The following is an 8,374-nucleotide window of genomic DNA, read 5'->3' on the forward strand; positions in this document are numbered from 1 at the left end:
CCCCGCCGCGCCCGACCGGCGGCCGGCGCGGGGGCCGCCCCGAGGGGGGCCGCGTCGGCGGCGGTCGGGGCGGCGGGGGCCTTCGAGCTGCGGGAGTCCGCGACGTACACGGGCGTCAGTTCCAGATTCCGGTGATGTCGGCGGCGCCGGCCGAGTTGCCCGCGTGGGCGTTGACCCCGGCCAGGTCCTCCAGGGTGTGCAGCACGTCGTAGTGGTTGTACGTGGTGGCGGTGCTGCTGCCGGGGGCGACGTGGGCGCCGTAGACGAGGGTCGGGATGCGGTTGCCGGACAGCTTGTTGTCCTCGTCGAAGGTGAGCAGGAGCAGGCTGTTGTGGCTCTTCGCCCACTGCGCGTACCCGTTGAGGTTGGCCTGGAGCCAGGAGTCGCCGGTGCCGACGGAGCAGTCGTGCATGTCGTCGCAGAGGTCCGGGACGACGAAGGAGACCTTCGGCAGGGTGCTGTAGTCGCTCGGGAACGCGTCCATGCCGTACGCGCTGGAGGTGGGCACGTTGCCGAAGCCGAACCACGGGTTGTGCTTCTGGGCGTAGTTGCCGCTGCTGCAGTCGGTGGCGCCGGGGCCGGGCAGGCCCTCGTTGTAGCTGGCCCAGGTCTGGCCGGCGCCGATCAGCTCGGACGCGAGGTTGGGCTGCTGCAGGGCGCCGACGTCCACGCAGCCGTCGTCCACGATGCCCTGGGAGCTGCCGGAGAACAGCATGTAGTAGTTGGGCTGGCTGGGGTGGGTGAGCGCGTAGGACTGGGTCAGCGTCGCGCCGCCGGCCACCAGGGTGGTGTTGATGTACGGGGCCTTGGAACTGCCGATCACCTGGGAGTAGGCGTGGTTCTCCAGGACGACGACGACCACGTGGTCGGGTGCGGGCAGGCCGGCGGCGGCGCCCGCGGCGGTGTCGGCGGCCGCGCTGCCGCCGGCGGCCCAGAGGCCGAGCGAGCCAGCGACCAGGCCGAGGCCGGCGGCCAGCGCGGTGAGCGGACGCAGCGGGCGCGGCCGGCGGCGACCGGGGCGCGGGAGGGAGGCGACGGCGGAAGAGGGGGTGCGCAGTCGTGCGAAGGCCATGGTGTCCTCCGGATGTCGGGGCTTCCTGGCGGGAGCGCCGAGAACAGTAGGAGTGCCGCGGTGACGTGTACCGCACAAGACAAGTGAAGAACAGACGAACAGCTGCCGCGCCCCGGCGGACCGGCGGCGTCGGCAAGAGCATCGGGAAGGACACCGGGAAGGGCGTCGGGAAGGGCGTCGGGAGCGGCGACGGCACCGGCGTCGGATCTCACACCCGCCGCGATTGACCCGTTCCGCCCGGGCGTGGTGGGATCACCGGAGCTTGGGACGAAAGGGTGCGGCACGTGAGCGGACTGGTCGCCGTCGTCCCCCGCACCCTGGTGGTCGGGATCGGTGCGAGCAGCGGCGCCGAGCGGACCGAGGTGCTGCGGCTGCTGACGGACACCCTCCGGGAGGCCGGGCTGGACCGCTCCGAGGTGGCCCGGCTGGCCACCGTGGCGGGCAAGGCGGACCACCCGGCGGTGCGCTGGGCGGCCGACCACCTCAGCGGGGTACCCGTGGACGAGCACCCGCCCGAGGCGCTCGCGGGCGTGCCGGTGCCGAACCCCTCCGCCGCCGTCGGTACGGCCGTCGGCACCGCGAGCGTGGCCGAGGCCGCGGCGCTGGCGAGCGCGCCGGGGGGCCGGCTCGTGGTCACCAAGCGGAAGTCGGCGCGGGCCACGGTCGCGATCGCCCGGGCGGCGGCGCACGGACGGCTCGCACCGCTCGACCTCGGCGACGACCCGCGGCCCGCCGCACCACCCGGCCCGTAGAGCCGCATCACGTCCACCACCAGTCGCGACCACCCGAACCAGCCGCACCACCCAGCGAGGAGACCCCGCGTGACCGCCCCCGAACCCGACCTGCGCCACCACGGCGACGCCGAGGTGCGCGCCGACGGGCTCGGCCTGGTCGACCTCGCCGTCAACGTCCGCACCGGCACTCCCCCCGCCTGGCTGCGTGAGCACCTCGCGGCCACCCTCGGCGACCTCGCCGCCTACCCCGACCAGAGCGCCGCGCGCGCCGCCGTGGCCGCCCGGCACGCCCGCCCGGTCGAGGAGGTGCTGCTCACCTCGGGGGCGGCGGAGGCCTTCGTCCTGCTGGCGCGCGTGCTGACGCCACGTCACATCGTCGTGGTGCACCCCCAGTTCACCGAGCCGGAGGCGGCCCTGCGGGACGCCGGACACCACGTGCACCGGGTACTGCTCTCCCCCGGGGACGGCTTCCGGCTGGGCGCCGTCCCCGAGGAGGCGGACCTGGTCGTCCTCGGCAACCCGACCAACCCGACCTCCGTGCTGCACCCCGCCGAGGCCGTCGCCGCACTGGCCCGGCCGGGGCGCACCCTGGTGGTGGACGAGGCGTTCATGGACACCGTCCCGGGCGAGCGGGAGTCCCTCGCCTCCGCCCGGGACCTGCCCGGCCGGGTCGTCGTGCTGCGCAGCCTCACCAAGACCTGGGGGCTGGCCGGACTGCGGATCGGCTACGCGCTCGGGCCCGCACCGCTGATCGCCGACCTCGGCGCCGCCCAGCCGCTCTGGCCGGTCTCCACCCCGGCGCTGGCCGCCGCCGAGGCGTGCAGCGGCCCGGCGGCGCTCGCCGAGGCGGAGCTGGCGGCGGCCGAACTGGCGCTCTGGCGCGAGCACTTGGTGAAGGGCCTGGCCGCCTTCCCGTCGGTGCGGCTGTACGGCGAACCGGCCGCCTCCTTCGTCCTGGTACGGCTGCCCGACGCGGCGGCGGTCCGGCGGCGGCTGCGCGAGCACGGCTTCGCCGTCCGGCGCGGGGACACCTTCCCGGGGCTGGGCGAGGAGTGGCTGCGGATCGCCGTCCGGGACGAGGCGACCACCGACCGGTTCCTCAACGCCCTTGAGGCCGTGCTCGGTTCGGCCTGACCGGCGCAACACCAGCCCACCCCCGGCCGCCGTCCGCCCGCCCGTCAGGACGGGCGGACGGGCAGGCGGACGGACGCACGACAGCCCACCCCCGGCCGACCCAGCGAGCGCTACTGGAGCCCGAGCGCCTCCGCCGCCAGGGCGGTGCCCTTCACGCGGGCCGCGATCTTGGCGAAGGCGGTGTCCCGCGAGGTGGAGGCGTCGTCTGCGAACGGTGAGAATCCGCAGTCGTCGGTCGTGCCGAGCTGGTCGACCGGGATGTGCCGGGCTGCGGCCAGCACCCGGTCGCGCACCTCCTCCGGGGTCTCCACCCTGGGGTCGATCGGGTCGGTCACTCCGACGAACACCCGGATTCCGGGGCGGAGTTGATCCGCGATGACGGCGAGCACGCGGTCGGGGTCGGCCTCGCTCGCCAGCTGCACGTAGAAGTTGCCAACCCTGAGCCGGAAGAGCTTCGGCAGCAGCTCGGCGTAGTCGACGTCCAGGCTGTGGGTGGAGTCCTGGTCCCCGCCCGGGCAGGTGTGCACGCCGAGGCGGGCCCGCTCCTCCTCGGCGAACCGGTCGAGCACCTGGTTGTTGAGGGCCACGAAGTCGTCCAGCAGACTGCCCGACGGGTCCAGCTTGAGCGACAACCGGGCCTCGGTGAAGTCGAGTTGGACGACGTGGGCGCCCGCGTCCAGGCAGCCGCGAATGTCGGCCTCGGCCTCGTCGGCCAGGTCCTCCAGGAAGTTCTCGCGCGAGTACCCGTCGATGCCGTCGGCGGGGTAGAGCAGGCTGAGCGCGGAGGGTGCGATGACGGCCTGCTTGACGGGCTGCGAGGTGTGCCGCAGGGCGTCGCGCAGATAGGTCTCGGCACGGACCCGGTACCGGAAGGGTCCGGCGGTCAGCCGCGGCAGCTGCCGGGTGTGTCCGTCGGCGAAGGGGATGACGGCGCCGTCCCCGGCGAGGGAGGTCAGCCCGGCGAGGGGGTACGTGACGAAGCTCGGCTTCGCCTGCTCGCCGTCCACCAGGACGGGGCAGCCGAGCTCCGCCAGCCTGGCCAGGGTGTCGGCGGTGGCCTCGTCCTGCAGCTTCTTCAGGTCGGCGTCGGACAGCCGCCCCTCGGCGTGTTCGGTCAGGGCGTTCAGCAGAGTGCTCGGCCGGGGGATGCTGCCGATGGGCTCCGTGAGAATGGTCATGACGGGACGGTAGAAAGGGCGGCGCCCCGAGCACAACGGGGCGCTCGGCGCACTCCGCTCGACCGTTCACACCTCGCGCGCCCCACTCTTCTCCGTTCACGCCCCTGGAACAGCACACCCCTCCGCCCAATCCCGTAGCGTGGCGAAGTCGTCGGCGAGCAGGCCGAGTCGGGGGTTGACGTGCAGGGCGAGCGCCGGGCCGGGGTGGTTCGCCTCGATCCACTCCTCGTCCCGCGGGCCGAGTTCGTCGTCGACCCAGACGAACGGGCGCCCGGCGGCCCAGGCGACCACGTCCCTGGTCTTCCAGTGCAGCCCGTCCCGCGCCTCGCCGAACAGGTCGGACCAGCTGATGTACGGGAGTTCGGGCAGGCCCAGGTGCGGGCCTATGTGGGTGTTCGCGTCGCCCATCCAGCCGGTGGCCCACACCAGTTCGTAGGGCAGTGCCAGCAGTTCCGCGCCGTGCGAGGGGTTGAGCCAGACCCGCAGCGGCTTGACCCGGACGGCGGGGGGCTTGGCGTGCCTGGCGCGGGTCGCCTGCCGGGCCTGGACCGCCGCCAGGTGCTCCTGCTTCGCCACCCACCAGGAGGGGCGCAGCCGGTGGGTGGCGTAGCCCTCGGGCCTCCGCTTCGGCGCGGCGTAGGGGTTGAGCGGTCCGTCCACGTCGAGGAGGAGCAGGGGCTGCTGGGTCATGCCATGAATTCTCGGTCCGGCGGGGGCGCTTGACCAGCGGTTTGCGGGTCGACGCGCGTAGCGGGCGCCCGCTACGGGCGGGACCACAGGTTGCGGGCGGCGAGCAGCGGGAGCACGCCCTCGCCGAACCAGTACGCCTCCTCCAGGTGCGGCATCCCGCTCAGCGCGAACTCGTCGACGCCCAGCCCGTGGTACTCGCAGATCAGGTCCGCGACCTCCCGGTGGCTGCCCACCAGCGCCGTGCCGGCGCCGCCGCGCAGCAGCCCGATGCCGGCCCACAGTCCGGGGTACACCTCCAGCCGCTGCGCCGAGCCGCCGTGCAGCGCGAGCATCCGCCGCTGGCCCTCCGACTCGCTCCGGGCGAGCGCCCGCTGGGTCTCCCGCACCCGCTCCGGGTCCATCGCGGCGAGCAGCCGTTCGGTCTCCGCCCAGGCCTGGGCGGCGGTGTCCCGGGTGATCACGTGCAGCCGGATGCCGAACCGTACGGTCCGGCCCCGGGCGGCGGCCAGGCCGCGGATCCAGCGGATCTTCTCCCGGACCTGGGCGGGCGGTTCGCCCCAGGTCAGGTAGACGTCCGCGTGCTCGGCGGCGACGTCGCCGGCGGCCGGGGAGGAGCCGCCGAAGTACACCGCCGGGACCGGGTCCGGCAGCCGGTTCAGCCGCGCCCCCTCGACCCGCAGGTGCGGCCCGTGGTGGTCGACCGTCTCCCCCGCCCAGAGCCGCCGGGTGATGCCCAGGAACTCCCCGGTCCGCGCGTACCGGGCGTCCTTGTCCAGGAAGTCCCCGTAGGCGCGCTGCTCGGCGGACTCCCCGCCGGTCACCACGTTGAGCAGCAGCCGCCCGCCGGACTGCCGCTGGTAGGTGGCGGCCATCTGCGCGGCCAGCGTCGGGCTGATCTGCCCGGGCCGGAACGCCACCAGGTACTTCAGCCGCTCGGTCACCTGGCTGAGCATCGCGGTGGTCAGCCAGGCGTCCTCGCACCAGGCCCCGGTCGGCGTCAGCACCCCCTCGAAGCCCAACTGCTCGGCGCTGCGGGCGATCTGGCCGAGGTAGCCGACGCTCGGCGGCCGGTCCGAGCCGGCCGTGCCGGGCGTGGAGCCGTGCCCGCCACCGACGATCAGCCGGCTGTCGCCGTTGGTGGGGAGGAACCAGTGGAAGGTGAGAGCCATGGACGGACACACTCCTGGGGCCGGTACTGCCTGCGGTCGGTTGACGGAACCCGCCGACCGCGACACCCGTCCGCCCACACCCGCCCCAGGTCCACGTGCAGACGGCGCACGAGGAGGGGGCGGTCCGGAGCAGTCATGGCCCGATTCTCCGGGACCGCCCCACCCCGATCAAGACCCGGCCGGAACCGGCTCGCTACCGCGCCGTCCAGCCGGTCCAGCTGCCGTTGGTGTCCCGGGCCCGGGACCAGGTCCGGCCGTCGGCGCCGGGCACGTCGATGCGGAAGGCGCCGCCCATGGTCGCCGCGGTGATCTCGACCTTGCCGGCCATGGTGCCGCCGAGGGACTTCCAGTCGGTCAGCTTGGTGGAGTTGGCGATGGTCGACCGCGTGTACACCGCGTGGTTGGTGCCGATCACCAGGATCAGGCGGGTGCCGTCCCGGAAGTCGAAGAAGGTCGCCCCGCTGCCGTAGCTGCCGCCGCAGTAGAACGTGCCGCCGAACAGTCGGTCGCTGCAGGTCGTGACACCCGGCACGGGGGTGCTCCCGGAACCGGCCGGCTCGACGGCGAGGCCCTGCACCGTCCCCGGCCCGGCCGGCTTGCCCGGCGTGATCGGCACGCCCGGCCTGGGAGCGCCCGGCACCGTGGTCGGCGCACCCGGCGAGGGAACGCCCGGCACCGTGATCGGCATGCCCGGCGTGGTGGCGGTGGTCCCGCCGGCGGCCGAGGCGGGAGCCGCAGCCGCGGCCAGCCCGATGCCCGCGAGGGCGGCGGCGGAGACGAGGGCCGCCTGGATCTTCTTCATGAACGCTCCTGAGTGAACGGTTCGGGCCGCGGGCGGCGACCGGTCGGCGCGCGAGCGCTTCCCGGCGCCCGCCCGTCGGGCCCTCTCCGGTAGCAACGGGAGCCCCGCTCGGCCGAGTTCAACGGCTGGTCCGCCGATTTCGCGGAGCCGACCGGAACGCCGCCGGGCCTCCCCTCACATGGAGGGGAGGCCCGGCGGACTGCTCAGGAGACGCGGCGGATCAGACCTGGCCGGCCTTCTCCAGGGCCTCGCAGCAGGTGTTGATCAGGAGCCGGGTGACGACGTAGGGGTCGACGTTGGCGTTCGGGCGACGGTCCTCGATGTAGCCCTTCTTGTCCACCTCGACCTGCCACGGGATGCGCACCGAGGCGCCGCGGTCGGAGACGCCGTAGCTGTAGACGTTCCACGGGGCGGTCTCATGCTTGCCCGTGAGGCGCGACTGGATGTCGTGGCCGTACTGGTTGACGTGCTCCAGCACCTTCTCCTGCGAGGTGCCGAGCGACTCGCAGGCGGTGATGATGGCGTCGTAGCCCTCGCGCATCGCCTTGGTGGAGAAGTTGGTGTGGGCGCCCGCACCGTTCCAGTCACCGCGGGCCGGCTTGGCGTCGAGGGTGGCGTCGATGCCGAACTCCTCGGCGGTGCGGTACAGCAGGTAGCGGGCGATCCACATGTCGTCCGAGACGGTCAGCGCGTCGACCGGGCCGATCTGGAACTCCCACTGGCCGGGCATGACCTCGGCGTTGATGCCGCAGATGGCCAGGCCGGCGTCGATGCAGCGGTCCAGGTGCAGCTCGACGATCTCGCGGCCGAAGACCTCCTCGGCGCCGACGCCGCAGTAGTAGCCGCCCTGCGGGGCCGGGAAGCCGCCCTCCGGGAAGCCGAGCGGGCGGGAGCCCTTGAAGAAGGTGTACTCCTGCTCGATGCCGAAGATCGACTCCTGCGAGGCGTACTTCTCGGCGACCTCGCGCAGCAGGGCGCGGGTGTTGGAGACGTGCGGGGTGCCGTCCGTCTCCAGGACCTCGCAGAGGACCAGGATGTTGTCGCCGCCGCGGATCGGGTCCGGCGTCACCCGCACCGGGTCCAGCACGCGGTCCGAGGCGTGGCCCTCGGCCTGGTTGGTCGAGGAACCGTCGAAGCCCCAGGTCGGGATCTTGTCGGCGTTGGGCAGGACGCGAGTCTTGGAACGGAGCTTCGCGGTCGGCTTGGTGCCGTCGATCCAGATGTACTCGGCCTTGATTGCCACTGCGTGTCCCTCGCATTGCTGGGTGGTGGGTGCCCGCGTAGCGTCGCAAGCCGCCGTTTCCCGGTTGTTCCTCTTGTGTAACGCGCAGGTGAACCAACCGTCCGCATTGGCACGGTCACGGTGCGGGAGTGCCGGGGGCGACACTCCCGCCATCCCGGGTGCCATGAGTGACGACGCCAGTACTTTCAGTGACGACGCGTGATCAGCGCCACCCCGTGGCCAGCGGAGCCACACGGTCGGTACCGGCGGGCGGTCAGTACCGCCGCCCGGTCAGTGCCGGCGGGCGTGCGCGGCGCGACGGCGCCGGGTGGCCCACAGCGCGGCCGCCCCGCCCGCGACCAGGGCGGCGGCC

At 73.6% G+C, this 8,374-nt stretch carries 8 protein-coding genes; 2 read left to right on the top strand and 6 right to left on the bottom strand.

Translation table 11 applies throughout. The features are described from left to right. Positions 1 to 115: 115 nt before the first annotated feature. Positions 116 to 1,072 (bottom strand): alkaline phosphatase family protein, encoded by a 957-nt coding sequence (locus AE652_RS28595; RefSeq protein ID WP_049656650.1) that lies wholly within the window; start codon positions 1,070 to 1,072, stop codon positions 116 to 118. A 284-nt stretch (positions 1,073 to 1,356) separates the two neighbouring features. Here AE652_RS28595 and AE652_RS28600 point away from each other — a divergent pair, with 284 nt between their 5' ends. Both AE652_RS28600 and cobC read left to right on the top strand, forming a co-directional pair. Next, positions 1,357 to 1,824 (top strand): cobalamin biosynthesis protein, encoded by a 468-nt coding sequence (locus AE652_RS28600; protein ID WP_049656652.1) that lies wholly within the window; start codon positions 1,357 to 1,359, stop codon positions 1,822 to 1,824. A 69-nt stretch (positions 1,825 to 1,893) separates the two neighbouring features. After that, positions 1,894 to 2,940, top strand: coding sequence for an Rv2231c family pyridoxal phosphate-dependent protein CobC (cobC, locus tag AE652_RS28605; protein ID WP_049656654.1), 1,047 nt, complete (start codon positions 1,894 to 1,896; stop codon positions 2,938 to 2,940). Positions 2,941 to 3,050: 110 nt separating this feature from the next. Here cobC and AE652_RS28610 read toward each other — a convergent pair whose 3' ends face one another. The 5 genes from AE652_RS28610 to glnII all read right to left on the bottom strand — a co-directional run bounded on the left by AE652_RS28610 (position 3,051) and on the right by glnII (position 8,022). Further along, entirely contained in the window at positions 3,051 to 4,118 is a 1,068-nt protein-coding gene (locus AE652_RS28610; RefSeq protein WP_049656656.1) for a cobalamin-independent methionine synthase II family protein, read from the bottom strand. Positions 4,119 to 4,214: 96 nt separating this feature from the next. Beyond that, positions 4,215 to 4,808 (bottom strand): hypothetical protein, encoded by a 594-nt coding sequence (locus AE652_RS28615; protein WP_049656658.1) that lies wholly within the window; start codon positions 4,806 to 4,808, stop codon positions 4,215 to 4,217. Between the two features lie 71 nt (positions 4,809 to 4,879). After that, positions 4,880 to 5,977 carry an LLM class flavin-dependent oxidoreductase gene (locus AE652_RS28620; protein WP_049656660.1) on the bottom strand — a complete coding sequence of 366 codons (1,098 nt, stop codon included), beginning with the start codon at positions 5,975 to 5,977 and terminating at the stop codon, positions 4,880 to 4,882. A 193-nt stretch (positions 5,978 to 6,170) separates the two neighbouring features. Then, entirely contained in the window at positions 6,171 to 6,779 is a 609-nt protein-coding gene (locus AE652_RS28625; RefSeq protein WP_049656662.1) for a hypothetical protein, read from the bottom strand. A 220-nt stretch (positions 6,780 to 6,999) separates the two neighbouring features. Further along, complete coding sequence (glnII, locus tag AE652_RS28630) at positions 7,000 to 8,022, bottom strand: glutamine synthetase (protein WP_049656664.1); 1,023 nt, start codon at positions 8,020 to 8,022, stop codon at positions 7,000 to 7,002. Positions 8,023 to 8,374 lie beyond the last annotated feature (352 nt).

The organism is Kitasatospora sp. MY 5-36, from assembly GCF_001182915.1.
GTDB lineage: Bacteria > Actinomycetota > Actinomycetes > Streptomycetales > Streptomycetaceae > Kitasatospora.

Coding starts and splice junctions, on each gene's coding strand:
- AE652_RS28620 (WP_049656660.1), bottom strand. CDS start 5,977: ATGGCTCTCACCTTCCACTGGTTCCTCCCCACCAACGGCGACAGCCGG.
- AE652_RS28615 (WP_049656658.1), bottom strand. CDS start 4,808: ATGACCCAGCAGCCCCTGCTCCTCCTCGACGTGGACGGACCGCTCAAC.
- AE652_RS28595 (WP_049656650.1), bottom strand. CDS start 1,072: ATGGCCTTCGCACGACTGCGCACCCCCTCTTCCGCCGTCGCCTCCCTC.
- AE652_RS28610 (WP_049656656.1), bottom strand. CDS start 4,118: ATGACCATTCTCACGGAGCCCATCGGCAGCATCCCCCGGCCGAGCACT.
- AE652_RS28625 (WP_049656662.1), bottom strand. CDS start 6,779: ATGAAGAAGATCCAGGCGGCCCTCGTCTCCGCCGCCGCCCTCGCGGGC.